This window comes from Bradyrhizobium sp. CCGUVB1N3 (genome assembly GCF_024199925.1).
GTDB lineage: Bacteria > Pseudomonadota > Alphaproteobacteria > Rhizobiales > Xanthobacteraceae > Bradyrhizobium.
In genome coordinates this window covers 9,062,153-9,077,046 of the sequence record NZ_JANADR010000001.1, presented here as the reverse complement: position 1 = coordinate 9,077,046, position 14,894 = coordinate 9,062,153, and the positions used below count along the sequence as shown (strand labels likewise).

Genomic DNA, 14,894 nt, shown 5'->3' with positions numbered 1-14,894 from the left:
AGGAGGCGACGCCATGGCAGATGATGCGCAACCGACCTCGCGCGGCAATCGACGCAAACCAGCGCGCACGACTCAATACATGATCGCACCAGCGGGCCCCGGCGTCAGCGCTCAAACGTTGGCCGAACAACTGAATCAGTTCGGCAATATCCTGTGGACCCATGACCAGCGCGGCGTCAGCGGTCCCCCCATTGCGATCGTGCGCATGCCTGACGAAGCCGCCGCAGCCTTGCACCGCTCGACGGGCGGCAACTTGATCATCGAGCCGGACAGCATTCTACGAGCTGCATCCTTCGCCGGCCCCGTCTCGTCTATTATCCCGACGACCGCGACCATGGCCGCGCTCAGACCGGACTTGAAGGTGACGATCCGGGTCCTCAGCGAAGCAGGAGCGCCTGTGGAACAGGCAATGGTGCGGTTCATCGGCGAGCAGGGGTCAGTTCAAGGGCGGACGGATGGTGACGGCAGCGTCAGTCTGACGCTGCAGGACGAAGTGCCGGAAACGATCGCCACCCTGTTCGTCAGCCCACGCTCCGGGCATTGGGGCTTATGGCAGCAGCGGCCATACATCGAGGCCGATGCGGTGAACACCTTCACCCTCAGACCGTTGCCGCTGCCCGGCGGGCTGGATTGGGGCGGCGAAGCAATGCGCTTCGATCGGATTCCCAACCAGTGCCGTGGAGCTGACATCAAGATCGCCCTGATCGACAGCGGCGTGGCGACCAGCCACAAGCAATTGGCGAGGATCGACCACGGTATCGATGCCCGGGATGGCGAAGATCGCTCATGGTCAAGGGACGTCACTGGCCACGGCACGCCTTGCGCGGGCATCATCAATGCGGCTGCGCAGGCAGATCACGGCATCCGCGGCTACGCCCCGGATAGCGAGTTGCATGTTTGCAAGCTTCCCACTGACGCCCGTTGCAGCGACCTGATCGCGGCTCTCGATGACTGCTTGCAAAATGGCATCGACGTGGCGTGCATTGGCGTCGGTTGCGAGCGCGGCTCCGTGCTGGTCGAGCAGCGCATTGCGATGGCCAAGCAGCAAGGCATCGGCATCATCGCCGCCGCCGGCAATTCCGGAGCAGGCGTGCTGTTTCCGGCCTGCTCTGCGCATGTCATGGCGGTCGGCGCAGTCGGACAGATGGGCAGCTTCCCGGAAGACAGTCCGCAGGCGGCACTGGCCGCGGCGGCCACGGCGGCGGCGGGCGGGTTGTTCGTGCCGCCGTTCGCCTGCCGCGGGCCCGAGCTCGACCTGTGCGCGCCTGGCGTTACGGTGATTGCCTGCCAGTCGCCGGATGGCTACGCGGTCTGCGACGGCAGCTCGCTTGCAGCGGCTCACGTTGCCGCGCTTGCAGCCTTGATCCTCGCTGACCACGCCGACTTCAAGGGCAGCTTCATCGCAAGGAATTTTCAGCGGGTCGAACGGCTGTTCCAAATTCTGAAGGATACGGCGCAACCCATCGGTCATCCCTGGCAGACCGGGGCCGGGCTGCCGGATGCCGCCCGCGCGCTCGGCGTCTGGTCCGATCAGCGGCCCATTGCCATGCCGCTGAATGCCGGATTGCGCGAGATGCGCAGCGCCATTCGGCAGCTCGATCGGATTCCATTCGGCGCGAACCAGGCGATGATGTTCGAGCCGCCGCGAGGCCCGGCCAATGTGACGCGGCTTCCGCTCAATCCGGCCCCTCTGACGTTCCAGGCCGGCGGCGCGGAAACGGCAACGGTGCATGAACTCAGAGCGGCGATGGCGCTCGCAGGTCTGGCGTAAGGACATGAGGGGATGATGCGGGCCCGCAGTCCTAGAACGTCACCCTTGCGCCCGCATAGAACGCGCGCGGCCTTGCCGGGCTCAGCGAGCGCGGGTCCGTGAATTCCGCTCCACCGTTGGCGAAATTGGGCAGGGCTTCCCTGTCGAAGAAGGTGCCGAGGGTCGAGTAACGGTTGTCGAAGACGTTGTCGACGCGACCGTAGATCTGGAGGTTCTTGGTGACCTGGTAGGAGGTGTGGAGGTTGAACACGGCGTAGGACGGCAGCTTCGGGAATTGGTTGGACTCGTCGCCGACGAAATACTGGCTCGAGACAAAGAGCGCATCGCCCCCGACCTTCCAAACGTCGGTAACAGCATATTCGACACTCGCCTTGATGAGGTGTCGCGGCAGGCGCGGGATCTGGTTGCCCGGCAAAACCTGGATATTGCCGTCGGCGTCCGCGAACGGGCTGTCCGAGCCAAGCTGCAGCGCATCGAGGAAACGCGCATCCAGGAAGGCGTAGCTCGCCTGGAATTGAAGCGCATTCGACTTCAGGTTCACCTCGGCTTCGATACCCTGCCTGCGCGTCCGGCCGACGTTCTGGAAGAAGCCGAAGCCCGTCAACCCCGGAATTGGGGTCGCGAGGATGTCATCGTAGTTGGTTGCGCGGTAGGCGCCGATCTTCCATCCGAGCGAACCGATGTTCAATTCCTTGGTGCCGCGGAAGCCTGCTTCGAAGGTCTTGGATACGACCTGCTGCAGTGACGGGTCGGCGATCAGGAACTGCCCGATGATGCACGGCCTCGTGGGATCGGCGCAGCCGAGTTCGAGTGGCGTCGGCACCCGATTGGCTTCGGAATAGCCCGCATAGGCTGTCACTTCGGACGTGATCTTGTAGGTGCCGCCGATGATCGGATTGAAGCGATCATAGGTGTGATCGCCATTGAGCGCGGTGCCGAGCTGGTCCATCAGCGTGACACGGGCCGCATTGAACCGTCCGCCTGCCGTGACCGCAAAGCGATCCGTCACGCTGAACGTGTCGAGCGCATATAGCCCCTGATATTGGTTGACAGTGCGAAGCGACACGGGGCCGATCGATGTCGGGTCGCCGGACTGCCCTAGGAATATGCCGCTGCCCGTGACGACATAGTTCGTGCCTATGGTTGCCAATTCGGCACTACCGGTGAAGCGGGTGCTGCTGACATCATAGGTTGCGCCGATCACCAAGCGGTTCTCATGACCGAACAACTGATCGCTATTGGTTGCCTGGCCGGATACGCCAAACGTGGTCGATCTCGTGCTGGTGCGATCGATCTCGCCGAGTATGGCATCCGGCGCAAAGGGATTGACGAGCTGAGCTCCGTTCAGGCCAAAAGCGGGGGTCGTATCATTGCCAAAGCACAAGAGCGTTGGATCGGCTCCGCAAGGCTGGGTGTCAGTCGGGTTTCCGTCCACAGTATTCTGTTTGAAGCCCCGCAAATGCGCCGTTCCCTCAAAGGTCCAGGTCGGCGTCGCCTCTACCTTTCCGGTGAGGTTGAGATAGCCGACCTTGTTGGAAATAGTTTGCGGCGTTGTATAGGTCGCGCCCCAATATTGCTGGAGCAATTCGGCCGGAACGGTGCTGGGACCTGCCAGGGAATTGTTGGCTATGCCCATGTTGAGATGGAATTCGTTGCCTTCAAAGCGATACCCGACATCGCCATAGAAGCGCCGGACGTCCGATGACGAGAAATTGCGAAAGCCATTGTCGTGGATGCCTTCGAGCGCTCCGTAGACCGCCCAGTTGTTGTCGACCTGCTTGCCCCATTGTGCAGAGCCCTGGATGCGGCCGAATGAGCCGCCCATCACGTCGATCTCGGCGCCGTGATAGTTGAAGCCGTTCTTCATCTGCAGATCGATGGCGCCACCGAGCGCATTGAGGCCGAACGCGGGATTGTTGGTCACGACCAGCGCGGATCGGATCGCAGCCGTCGGGATCAGATCCCAATTGACGGTGTCGGAAAAGGCCTCGTTGATCCGCACGCCGTTCTGATAGACGGCGAGGCCCTGCGGCGTGCCGGCCAGAGGTGACGCGACGAAGCCGCGAAACTGCACATCAGGCTGGAATGGATTGCCGGTCACTTCATTGATGCTGAGACCGGGCACGTACTGCTGCAGGGCAACTGCGATGTCCGGCGAGCGGGTGCGGCTGATCTGGTTTGAATCGACCGCATTGATGCTGGCCGGAATCTTGTCAACTTCGATGCTGCCCGAGGCTCCGGGCGATGTCGGATAGACGTAGACCCTGTTGCGGGCAGGTGCAGGAGTGGCAACGCGCGTCGGGGTACGCGGAGCGCTACGCCTTGGCGTTGGCGGCGGCGCCGTCACTTCGACGGCCGGCAGGTTCTGGACATTGGTGTCCTCGTCCTGCGCCGCTATGCCGGCATCAGTCCACAGCACCAGCCCCGTCGACATCGAGGCGATCAACAGCCTTCGCACGCCCATCCCCTGCCGTCCCATTCCATGCGTCGGCTGTTTTGAACGTCGCCGATTGCGTGAGGAAGTGTAGTCGACGGTCAGCAACGCGCCAGCTACAAAAGGTCGGGGGGTATCGGCACCATGTTTCCCGACGAAATCGGGAATTATTCCCTATCCTCAACTTGCCGCCGTTGGAATCAGCGCCTCCACCGTCACGCCACCCTCGCTGGATGCGACGTTGAGTGTTCCACCCAGCGCGAGAATCCGCTCGCGCATGCCGACGAGGCCGAATCCGAGCTTCTGGTCGGGCTCCATGCCGCGGCCGTTGTCGCAGACCCGCACGCGTGCGCAGCCGCGTCCCTCCCGCGCGCCGCCCGACTGCTCGGCCGGCTCGATCGTGACGTTCACCGAGGTCGCGCGAGCATGACGGAACACGTTGGTCAGCGCCTCCTGCACGATGCGGTAGATGGTGAGATCGGCGGTCTCGCCGGTCGCCCCCAGCGCCGGCGAGATCGCGGTTTCGATCCGCACGTCGGGATGCGACTCCCGCCACAACCGCGACAGCGCTTCGAGCGCCTGCCGCAGGCCGAGCTCGGCAAGGCCGACGGGCCGCAGCCGCTCGAGGACGCGGCGGTTGAACTGCTGGAGCGCGTTGACCTGCTCCAGGATCGCGCTGCCATGCTTGCGCACGGCCTCGGCACTCAGCTCACGCGCCTCCGAGAGCTTTGCCAGCGCGCTCGCATGCGCGCGCAGCGAGAACAGATAGGGCCCGAACTCGTCGTGCAGCTCGCGCGCGATCTCCTTGCGTTCCCTGTCCTGGAGCGACACTGTGCGCTCGGCAAGGCGCCGCTTCTCCTCGACCGCCTCGCCCAGCGTTGCCGCGAGGTGGTTGAGCCTGGTGCAGGTCGCAGCCAGCTCCGGCGCGCCGCCGGGCGCGACGCGCGCGTCATACCGGCCGGCTTCGAGCGCGATCATGGCCTGCGACAGGGATTCGAGGGGTCTTAGCGCGCGGCCGACGACCGTCATGATCACCAGGAACAGCGCCAGCGCGATGGCCGAGCCGATCTCGAGCTGAGTCAGAATACCGTCCCATATCTCGGCGATCTCGTCATTGGGATGCGAGGTGATCACCAGCGAGCCCGGATTGCCATGGATCGAGACGGGGACGCTGACCGCGGTCTGCTCGGGATGAACCAGGCTGACGAACCAGGCCGGCGGCGCGCGCGCATCATCATCCTCGTCCGCGCGCGGCGGCGTCAGCGCGTTGCCCGCGGCATCGCGCAGGGCGATGCTGATATGGCGCTGCCGGTTGAGGTCGTGGGCAATCTGGTTCAGCCTGGCGTCCGGATCGGGCGCCTCCTTCAGCTCGGCGACGATCATCTCGATGAATTCGCGCGCCAGCCGGATCACGCTCTGGTCCTCCGCCTGGACCCGCGGCCCCGCCTCCGCGACCTGCCGCGCGATATTGACGCCGAGCCCCAGCGCCAGCACGAGCGCCAGCAGGAGATTGATGCGCCCGCGCAAGGATAAATTTTGCCACATTGCTTTCGCCCGCTGCCCGCGAAGGTTCGTTCATCGGGAGCGTTGACATGACCAAAGCGCCCGATATCTAATCCGGACCGTACAGCAATCTCGGCCGGGTTGCATGGTCCGACGCGGGACGTTCGTTGCGAGCGTTACCGTTGCGGAGGCCCATGCGACGCAAAACGAAAGGTTCGAATGGCTGTCCGGGGAACGCCTATGCGCATTCTGATCGTTGACGATCATCCTATCGTCGCCTCCGGCTGCCGTGCCGTGCTGGCCGACGAAGGCGAGATCGATATTCTGGAAGCCGCCGACGCCGAAAGCGGCGAGTGCGTGTACATCGTCGAGCGCCCCGACATCTGCGTGATCGACATCAACCTGCCGACCGTCTCCGGCTTCGAGCTGGCGCGCCGTATCCTGGATCGCGCGCCCGATGCCCGAATCATCATGTTCAGCATGAACGATGATCCCGCCTTTGCCGCGCGCGCCATCGAGTGCGGCGCGAAGGGCTACGTCTCCAAAACGGGAGATCCCAACGACCTCGTCGAGGCGATCCGCGCCGTCGGCAAGGGCGAAACCTATTTGCCGAGCTCAATCGCCCGCAGCATCGCGTTCGCCGGGCCTCAGCTCGCGCAAAACCCGCTGTCGAAACTGAACGCGCGCGAGATGGAGATCCTGCGGCTGCTCAGCGCCGGAAAGAGCCTCTCGGAGATCGCCTGGCTGGTGCAATCCTCCTACAAGACGGTCGCCAACACATCGTCGATCATGCGCCAGAAGCTCGGGGTGAGGACCTCGGTCGAGCTGGTGCGGCTGGCGATCGACAGCGGCGTCGCCTGACGAAGCGCGCTTTCGCAAAAATTCGGTCACATACGCGTTGCAATCTTGATGTGGCGAGACGCCACGGAGTTTTTCGGCATGACGATCCAGACTGTTTCGACCAACAAATCCTATGGCGGCGTACAGGGCGTGTATCGCCATGCGAGCAGCGCCACCAAGACCGACATGACCTTCTCGGTCTATGTGCCGCCGCATCAGGACGGCGCTAAGCTGCCGGTGGTCTGGTATCTCTCCGGCCTCACCTGCACGCATGCCAACGTCACCGAGAAAGGCGAGTTCCGCCGCGCCTGCGCCGAGCTTGGATTGATCTTCGTCGCGCCCGACACCAGCCCGCGCGGCGCTGACGTGCCTGGTGATCCCAACAACGCCTATGATTTCGGCCTCGGCGCCGGCTTCTATGTCGACGCCACGCAAGAGCCGTTCGCGCGCAATTATCACATGTGGAGCTACGTCACCGACGAGCTGCCGAGGCTGGTCGCCGAGCACTTTCCGGTCGATACCAAGCGGCAATCGGTGATGGGCCACTCGATGGGCGGCCACGGTGCGCTGACGGTCGCACTGCGCAATCCGCACCGTTATCGCGCCGCCAGCGCCTTCGCGCCGATCGTTGCGCCCTCGCAAGTGCCCTGGGGCACCAAGGCGCTCACCGGCTATCTCGGTCCCAACAAGGATAGCTGGCGCGCGCACGACACCGTCGCGCTGATCGAGGACGGCGCAAAATATTCGGGCTTTCTGGTCGACTATGGCGATGCCGACAACTTCTTGACCGAGCAGCTTCGACCGGAGCTGCTGCAAACGGCCTGCACCAAAGCGAACATTCCGCTGACGCTGCGGCGACAGCCGGGCTACGACCACAGCTACTACTTCATCTCGACCTTCATGAGCGACCATCTGCACTGGCACGCGGCGCGGCTGACGGCGTGAGCTCTTCTTCCTTCTCCCCTTGTACGATGTCCGCTATGCCCTCACGGTCATCGCACGAGGTCGCAGATGGGCCAACACGTGACATTCGCCGAATTAAAGAGGCCGCCGCCTTACTTTCGCACTATGCGGCTTTGTTCGCGCAGAAAGGCATAGTATCGGTCGATCTGGCCCGCAAGTCTTGACCAGCTTTGAGCAATATTCCTCAGAACCATAGCCTCTTCTTCGTTCTTCGACTTTTTGGTCATGCGAAGGCATTCCGCCGCCTGATCTTGGCAGTGCTTCGCGCTGTCCATGGCCATCTCTCGCGGCGGATTCTGCCTTTGGTTTAGTAGCCCTGAGTTGCCGGCCATTTCCAGCAAATGTTGGACACAGGCGGGGATACTCTCCCCTTCGTCTCTGCGCTGCTTCAGCTCGGCAGCGATTTCGGTCGTGATATTGCGCGACCATCCCTCGGCGGTGTTGAAGGCGACGATGCGCACCGGATGGCTGTACACGCCGTCTAAGAGGTCGCGGACTAGCATCTCGCGATACGTACCCTCATCATCATCGGTCTCGCCCCAGGCGCGGCCTACCCATGTCCCAAAGGCGTCCAGTAGTACGAGATACATGTCATGGTCCGCATCCTGCGGCACGATCGGTGATGGCGAGCGCTGCGCCCACACCGCTTCGTCGAAGCGGGCTTTCTCCGCGTTCCAATTCTCTTCAAATGTATGGGGCTGTGAGCGTCGTCGCATGGCGCGCTCCTTCCATGCTAGAGTGAGGCGGGAGCGCCTGATGGGCGATCTCATCACCGATACGACAGGGGTCTACGCGGTGATGGCACCTAACGTCTGTCCGGATTGCAGGTTGCTATTCGATCGTGAACATTTGCCACGCCGCCGAGGTAGTCCCGAGAACGCTAAGCCATAGTGTGTTCTCAGTTAATTGAAAGTAATGTCCGTTGAGGGACATAAGCCGTAATACCAACGTCGAGCAAAAGATTTCCGCTCCACCTTCGCGAAAGCGGACATGCCGTCAGTTCACCGCTCGCATCGACGGCACGTTGATCACCTCGTCGCGCGCCCGGCGCGGCGCGATCTCGTCGAGCTTCTTTTCCAGCCGCGCGAACAGCGCTTCCATGTGTTCGTTCGCGGCCTTCGCTGGCTGGCTCGCGGCTGACCGCAAGTGGTCAATGGCGGTGCTCAGGTGACCGTCGATGTGCTCGATGCCTTCGATAAGCTCCGCCGTGACCTTCCACAGCTTCTCGACGTCGGCGCAGTCCTCGCAGCGACCGTGTTCGAGCGCGGCAATGCGGCGCTCAAGGGCGACGACCTTTGCTTGCAAGTCCCGCGCCTCGCTTCGGTGCGCTCGAACCGTTCTTCTTGCGCCTGCAGCTCACGCCTGTCTCGTTGATTGCGTGTTTCGATCTGCCGCACCAGTATCTCGGCGAGCGGATCGCCGGCCGGTTCGGGCTCGTCTCGCTGTTCGCTGATCGGCTCGGCGAGCATCAACTCATCGATGGTCGCGCGGGACCGCCGCCGCTGGGGTCCGGAAAAGCCGCCGCAGGGTTGAGGCCGCGGCGGCTTTGCTATTCGTTGTTGCGACGGGGTTATTGACGACCGGGAGCGAAGCTCGATGCGCCCTTTTTGACCGCCGCGATCCTGTGGGTTCGGGACGGCCGCTTGCATCGCGTGTCCCGGGCTGAAGCCGGACGCGCCGTGATGCCCGCCACGCGAGTGCGGGTTTGAAATCGTCGATTGCATCGTGTGCCCCGGGGTCGCGCCCGATACCGAAGCGCCATGCCCGACACCGCCGTGCCCAACACCGCTCGCCCCGCCATGTCCGGCTCCAACACCGGATGCACCCGCGCCAGCACCGGCTCCTGCGCCGCCTCCGCCAGCACCGCCGCCGCCGCCTCCGCCTCCGCCGGCGAGCAGTGGGCCGGACCCTGCAATCAACAGTGCCGGTATGGCGGCCACTGCGATAAGCTTTGCTATCCTCGTCACGATGATCTCCTCCTCGTCTTCAATTCCGCGTGCGAGGCAACTCGACCCGTTCGTTCAAAATCGGGCGCACAAAAGGCGGGTGTGCGACCGGATCGGATCGAGCTGTACAAGCCAGACGATGCCGTCACGTTCATCACCAACCTCTGGGAGCACCGGCATGACGCGCCGGAACGCCAGGCGGCGACCCGGGCGCTGGCGCCGATGGTTGATCTCAAAGGGAGAGGGTGGACTGCCGATGCGGCTTGAGTTGGCGCGTCCTACTCCGGCTTGCCGTAGTTCGGCGCGAGCAGACGGTTGCGGATCAGGTAGCTCATGGCGCGGGACCAGGATTCGTCGGTGTTGCCGCGCATGTCGGCGCTGGCCACCGTCACGAGATTGCCGGTGTGCACGTCGCGCAGGTAGATGTTGAGATTGAGGATCAGGTTCGAGACCTTCTGCACCACGCCAGTAATTTCGAGATCGGCACCCAACTGCCCCGCCAGCTTGACGTCGCAGCCGCCGCAGGCCTGAAGATTGCTGTGCCGGGCCGCATCGCTCACCGGCGCGATATCCACGACCTGGAACCTGCCGGACTGTGCCAGTTCCTTGCGCAGCTGATCGCCGATGCGCAGCATGCGCTCGTTCTCGGGTTTCGATCCGTAGAACTCGCCCGGCAGGCTGGTGTCGATTAGCTCGAAATCGAACACCGCAAGCTTCGGCGGATCGGCGAACGCGGCCGTACCGGTCAACACAAACAAGGCGGCCACCAATAGCGCTCGCATGATCGTGACCTGCTCCTTCTCATCGCGACGACGAAATGCGGGGTTGCAAGCTAAGCCAAATCGGTCATGTTTCAAGGCGGGAAATACCTCTACCGATACCTAAGCCGGGGAGGACGAGAAGGAGGAAACATGATCCGATGGTTGGTCGGCCTGATCGGCGTCAGCCTTGTTGGCGCTGGTCTTGCGGTGACGCAGGCGCTCGCGGCCGACCCTACCGAGATCGCGATCGGCTATCTCGGCGTCGCCGGCACCAGATCGACCCTGTCGCTGGTCGAGCAGCCCGCCGAGAATGACGGCATCGCCGGCGCGCGGCTGGCGATCGAGGACAACAATACCACCGGCAAATTCCTCAACCAGCGCTTCAAGCTCGAGGAGCATCGCCTGAAGGAAGGCGAGGATCCGGTCCAGGCCGCCGCCGCGCTCGCCGAGCACAACGGGTTCATCATCGCCGACCTGCCTGCGGATGCGCTATTGAAAGTCGCTGACGGCTTGCGCGATCGCGACACGCTCCTGTTCAATGCGGGCGCGATCGACGAGCGGCTGCGCGAGACCGATTGTCGTGCCAATGTCATCCATGTGGCGCCGACGCGAGCGATGCTGGCGGATGCGCTCGGCCAGTATCTCGTTTGGAAGCGATGGTCACGCTGGCTGCTCGTGGTCGGCTCGCATGACGAGGACAAGCTCTATGCCGATGCGCTGCGACGCGCCGCGACGCGCTTCGGCGCCAAGATCGTGCAGGAGCGCACCTTCGAGGACACCGGCGGGGCCCGCCGCACCGATAGCGGCGTCACGCTGATCCAGCGCCAGATGCCCGTCTTCACCCAGCAGGCGCCTGCTTACGATGTGCTGGTCGCGGCCGACGAGAGTGAGGTGTTCGGCGCCTACCTGCCCTACCGGACCTGGGATCCACGGCCCGTCGCAGGCTCCGCCGGCCTCGTGCCGCGGAGCTGGGACGCGGCGCAGGACCAGTGGGGCGCCATCCAGATGCAGAATCGCTTCATAAAGCTGAATTCGCGGCGCATGACGGCGCTGGACATGCAGGCCTGGACGGCAGCGCGCATGATTGGGGAAGCGACCTCGCGCACCAATTCCGGCGACGTCAAGAAAGTCACCGACTTCATCAAGGGGCCGGATTTTTCCGTCGCCGCCTTCAAGGGCACGCGGCTGACGCTGCGCGACTGGAACTGGCAGCTCCGCCAGCCGATCCTTCTGGTCGACGGCCGCATGGTGGTGTCGGTGTCGCCGCAGGAAGGTTTTCTGCACCAGGTCTCCGAGCTCGATACGCTCGGCTATGATCGCCCGGAGAGCAAATGCAAGTTGAAGTGAGGACGACGACAATGCGCATGTGGCGTGTCTGCCTGCTCTCCGGACTGGTGCTCGCGGCAGCGCCCGCACATGCGTTCATCGCTTATGTCTCGAACGAGAAGAGCAACACCGTCACGGTGATCGACACCGAGAGCTGGACGGTAACCAAGACCATCAAGGTCGGCCAGCGCCCGCGCGGCATCGATTTCACGCGCGACGGGAAATTCGTCATGGTCGCAGTCGGCGACGACGACACCATCCAGGTGATCGACGCCAAGACCCAAGGGATCGTCGACACCCTGCCCTCCGGCCCCGACCCCGAACTATTCACTCAGGATGCGAACGGCAAGGTGCTCTATGTCGCGAACGAGAACGACAACACGGTCACCGTGATCGATCTGGAAAAGCGCACCCGGATCGGCGACATCCAGGTCGGCGTCGAGCCGGAGGGCATGACCATCAGCCCCGACGGCAAGATGCTGATCAACACGTCGGAAACGACCAACATGGCGCATTTCATCGACACGGAGTCGCGCCAGATCGTCGCCAACGTGCTGGTCGACGCGCGGCCGCGCTTTGCCGAGTTCAAGCACGACAGCTCGGAGCTCTGGGTGTCCTCGGAGATCGGCGGCACGGTCTCGATCATCGATCCCAAGAAACATGAGGTGATCGGCAAGGTCACGTTCGAGATCCCCGGCCTGCGGCGTGAGGCGATCCAGCCCGTCGGCATCGGCATGACCAAGGACGACAAGACCGCCTTCATCGCGCTGGGCCCGGCCAACCGCGTCGCCGTGGTCGACACCGCCACGCGCAAGGTGACGAAGTACCTGCTGGTCGGACAGCGGGTCTGGCACATGGCGTTCACGCCCGATGAAAAATATCTCCTCACCACCAACGGCGTATCCAACGACGTTTCCGTCATCGACGTCGCCGCGCAAAAAGTGATCAAGACCATTCAGGTTGGCGAATTGCCCTGGGGCATTGCGATCGCGCCATGACGACACCCGCCCCCATCGCTGCTTCGACCGAAAGCGCACCCAGGCCTGATCCGGCCGCCGTGCCGGCGCTGTCGATCGACGGCATCAGCCACGCCTATGGGGCGCGCCGCGCGCTGATCGATGTCTCCTTCACGGTTGCGCCCGCGAGCTTCACGGCATTGCTCGGCCTCAACGGCGCCGGCAAGAGCACGCTATTCTCGCTGATCACTCGCCTGTTCGGGATCCAGACCGGTCGCGTCGGCATTTTCGGCCATGACATCAGCCGAAATCCCGGCGAGGCGCTGCGGCTGCTCGGCGTCGTGTTCCAGCCGCGCACGCTCGATCTCGATCTGTCGCTGACGCAGAACCTGCTCTATCACGCAGCCCTTCACGGCATCAGCCGGCGCGAGGCCAGCGCGCGCACCGCGGAGCTACTCGGCCGCATCGGGCTCACTGAGCGTGCCGGCAACAAGGTACGCGATCTCTCGGGCGGGCAGATGCGGCGGCTCGAGATCGCGCGCGCGCTGCTGCACCGGCCGCGCCTGTTGCTGCTTGACGAGCCGACCGTCGGCCTCGACGTCAAGGCCCGCGCCGACATCATCAGCCATGTCCGCCAGCTCGTGACCGAACAAGGCATCGGCGTGCTCTGGGCCACGCATCTGTTCGACGAGATCACGGCGAGCGACGACCTCGTCGTGCTGCACCAGGGCAAGGTGCTGGCGAAGGGACCGGTCGGCCGCGTCATCGCCGAGGTCGGCGCGCAGGACGTCAATTCCGCCTTCATGCGCCTCACCGGGGCGCAGACGATGCCGGGAGGCGGCGCATGAGCAGCATCACCACGCGCGAGGCCACGCCACGCGGCTTCCCGCTCTCGGCCTACATGACCTGCCTCACCGGCATCGTCTGGCGCGAAGGCCTGCGCTTCCTGCATCAGCGCGAGCGTTTCGTCTCGGCGCTGGTGCGGCCTCTGGTCTGGCTGTTCATCTTCGCTGCCGGCTTTCGCCAGGTGCTCGGCATCTCGATCATCCCTCCTTACGAGACCTACATCCTCTACGAGGTCTATATCGCGCCGGGGCTGATGGCGATGATCCAGCTCTTCAACGGCATGCAGTCCTCGCTCTCGATGGTCTATGACCGCGAGATGGGGAATATGCGCACGCTCTTGGTGAGCCCGCTGCCCCGCTGGTTTCTGCTGTTCTGCAAGCTGCTCGCGGGCACCGCGGTGTCGCTCTTGCAGGTCTACGCGTTCCTGGTCATCGCCTGGGCCTGGGACATCACGCCGCCGCCACTCGGCTACCTCACCGTGCTGCCGGCGCTGGTGCTGTCGGGCCTGATGCTGGGATCGCTGGGGATGCTGATCTCCTCCGGCATCAAGCAGCTCGAAAATTTCGCCGGCGTGATGAACTTCGTCATCTTCCCGATGTTCTTTGCCTCGTCGGCTCTCTACCCGCTGTGGCGGCTGCAGGAAGGCAGCCCGTATCTCTACTATGTCTGCCAGGCCAATCCGTTCACCCATGCGGTCGAGCTGATCCGCTTTGCACTCTATGGGCAGGTCAACTGGATCTCGCTGGCGGTGGTCGCGACCTGCACAATCGCCTTCATGATCGGCGCGATCTATGCCTATGATCCGTCGCGAGGGCTGGCGCGACGCGGGCCCGCGGGAGGCGAAGGATGAGATTCCGGATCGTGATCATAGCCGCCCTGGCGCTCGCGGCATCGACCGCGGCCTCGCGGGCAGCCGATCCGCGCTATCCCGACTGGCCCTGCACGCAGGCAAAAGTCCCGGAAGTCTCGCTCGCCGCGGTCTGGGCAGGCCCACCGCTCGACGACGTGCAGGACAAGTGGAAGGACAACGCCAAGGTCGGCGCACTGGTGTCGAAGCTGGCGGCGCGAAAGACGCCGCTGGATGACGCCGAAAAATCCGTGAAGGAGTTTTTGGCGAGCTCCGCCTCCGACAAGACTGCGAACGCCAAGCTCCTGTTCGCCGGCCTGTTCGACACGCTCAACGCCCAGCGCTCCTCGGTGATGAACGGGCTCGAGCGTGTCAGTCGCAAGCAGCGCGAGGCCGCCGATAAGGTCCGCGACGACACCATCGAACTCCAGAAGTTGCAGGGCGCTACCCCACGCGACGACGCCAAGATCGACGCACTGTCCAATCAGTTGATCTGGGAAACCCGCATCTTCGAGGACCGCCGCAAGGTGGTTCGCTTCGTTTGCGAGGTGCCGACCGCGATCGACCAGCGCCTGTTCGCGCTCGGACGCGTGATCCAGCAGGAAATGGAATAGCGTCAGCCTCGCTGACGCCTGTGCAAACAAGGTTCCAGCTGCCCGGCGGGAATCGTGAGCCTTTGCCACACTCTCGGCCGGAACCAA

15 protein-coding genes are annotated in these 14,894 nt (G+C 63.8%); 10 read left to right on the top strand and 5 right to left on the bottom strand.

All coding sequences use genetic code 11. From position 1 onward, the window contains the following. The first annotated feature begins 13 nt into the window (after positions 1–13). The gene (locus NLM33_RS42875; RefSeq protein ID WP_254104426.1) at positions 14–1,771 is read left to right on the top strand and encodes a S8 family serine peptidase; all 1,758 of its coding nucleotides are present in this window, start codon (positions 14–16) and stop codon (positions 1,769–1,771) included. Between the two features lie 31 nt (positions 1,772–1,802). Here the strand turns inward: NLM33_RS42875 and NLM33_RS42870 are convergent, their stop codons facing one another. Then, positions 1,803–4,235 (bottom strand): TonB-dependent receptor, encoded by a 2,433-nt coding sequence (locus NLM33_RS42870; protein WP_254104425.1) that lies wholly within the window; start codon positions 4,233–4,235, stop codon positions 1,803–1,805. 150 nt (positions 4,236–4,385) lie between these two features. After that, complete coding sequence (locus tag NLM33_RS42865; protein ID WP_254104424.1) at positions 4,386–5,750, bottom strand: ATP-binding protein; 1,365 nt, start codon at positions 5,748–5,750, stop codon at positions 4,386–4,388. A 198-nt stretch (positions 5,751–5,948) separates the two neighbouring features. On the opposite strand from NLM33_RS42865, the gene NLM33_RS42860 reads away from it, so the two are divergent. Together NLM33_RS42860 and fghA are read left to right on the top strand one after the other, a co-directional pair. After that, positions 5,949–6,569 carry a response regulator transcription factor gene (locus NLM33_RS42860; RefSeq protein WP_254104423.1) on the top strand — a complete coding sequence of 207 codons (621 nt, stop codon included), beginning with the start codon at positions 5,949–5,951 and terminating at the stop codon, positions 6,567–6,569. A 78-nt stretch (positions 6,570–6,647) separates the two neighbouring features. After that, complete coding sequence (gene fghA, locus NLM33_RS42855) at positions 6,648–7,493, top strand: S-formylglutathione hydrolase (protein ID WP_254104422.1); 846 nt, start codon at positions 6,648–6,650, stop codon at positions 7,491–7,493. A gap of 110 nt (positions 7,494–7,603) precedes the next feature. On the opposite strand, the gene NLM33_RS42850 is transcribed toward fghA, so the two are convergent. Both NLM33_RS42850 and NLM33_RS42845 read right to left on the bottom strand, forming a co-directional pair. After that, positions 7,604–8,227, bottom strand: a complete 624-nt coding sequence (locus NLM33_RS42850) for a hypothetical protein (protein WP_254104421.1) — start codon at positions 8,225–8,227, stop codon at positions 7,604–7,606. Positions 8,228–8,507: 280 nt separating this feature from the next. Further along, positions 8,508–8,816, bottom strand: coding sequence for a hypothetical protein (locus NLM33_RS42845; RefSeq protein WP_254104420.1), 309 nt, complete (start codon positions 8,814–8,816; stop codon positions 8,508–8,510). Here NLM33_RS42845 and NLM33_RS42840 point away from each other — a divergent pair. Then, positions 8,807–9,088 carry a hypothetical protein gene (locus tag NLM33_RS42840; RefSeq protein ID WP_254104419.1) on the top strand — a complete coding sequence of 94 codons (282 nt, stop codon included), beginning with the start codon at positions 8,807–8,809 and terminating at the stop codon, positions 9,086–9,088. The genes NLM33_RS42845 and NLM33_RS42840 overlap by 10 nt on opposite strands. A 183-nt stretch (positions 9,089–9,271) precedes the next feature. Further along, a complete protein-coding gene (locus NLM33_RS42835; RefSeq protein WP_254104418.1) occupies positions 9,272–9,724 on the top strand; it encodes a hypothetical protein in 453 nt (150 codons plus the stop codon). 11 nt (positions 9,725–9,735) lie between these two features. Here the strand turns inward: NLM33_RS42835 and NLM33_RS42830 are convergent, their stop codons facing one another. Next, positions 9,736–10,239, bottom strand: a complete 504-nt coding sequence (locus NLM33_RS42830; protein ID WP_254104417.1) for a DUF3280 domain-containing protein — start codon at positions 10,237–10,239, stop codon at positions 9,736–9,738. Between the two features lie 129 nt (positions 10,240–10,368). Here NLM33_RS42830 and NLM33_RS42825 point away from each other — a divergent pair, with 129 nt between their 5' ends. Genes NLM33_RS42825 through NLM33_RS42805 form a run of 5 tightly spaced genes read left to right on the top strand, consistent with a single transcriptional unit; the run spans position 10,369 to position 14,807 of the window. Beyond that, positions 10,369–11,565 (top strand): ABC transporter substrate-binding protein, encoded by a 1,197-nt coding sequence (locus tag NLM33_RS42825; RefSeq protein ID WP_254104416.1) that lies wholly within the window; start codon positions 10,369–10,371, stop codon positions 11,563–11,565. A gap of 11 nt (positions 11,566–11,576) precedes the next feature. Continuing rightward, positions 11,577–12,542 (top strand): YVTN family beta-propeller repeat protein, encoded by a 966-nt coding sequence (locus tag NLM33_RS42820; protein ID WP_254104415.1) that lies wholly within the window; start codon positions 11,577–11,579, stop codon positions 12,540–12,542. Next, complete coding sequence (locus NLM33_RS42815; protein WP_254104414.1) at positions 12,539–13,348, top strand: ABC transporter ATP-binding protein; 810 nt, start codon at positions 12,539–12,541, stop codon at positions 13,346–13,348. The genes NLM33_RS42820 and NLM33_RS42815 overlap by 4 nt, the downstream gene beginning before the upstream one ends. Next, a complete protein-coding gene (locus NLM33_RS42810; RefSeq protein ID WP_254104413.1) occupies positions 13,345–14,196 on the top strand; it encodes an ABC transporter permease in 852 nt (283 codons plus the stop codon). The genes NLM33_RS42815 and NLM33_RS42810 overlap by 4 nt, the downstream gene beginning before the upstream one ends. Further along, positions 14,193–14,807, top strand: coding sequence for a hypothetical protein (locus tag NLM33_RS42805; protein ID WP_254104412.1), 615 nt, complete (start codon positions 14,193–14,195; stop codon positions 14,805–14,807). Before NLM33_RS42810 ends, NLM33_RS42805 begins: the two co-directional genes overlap by 4 nt. Positions 14,808–14,894: the final 87 nt, after the last annotated feature.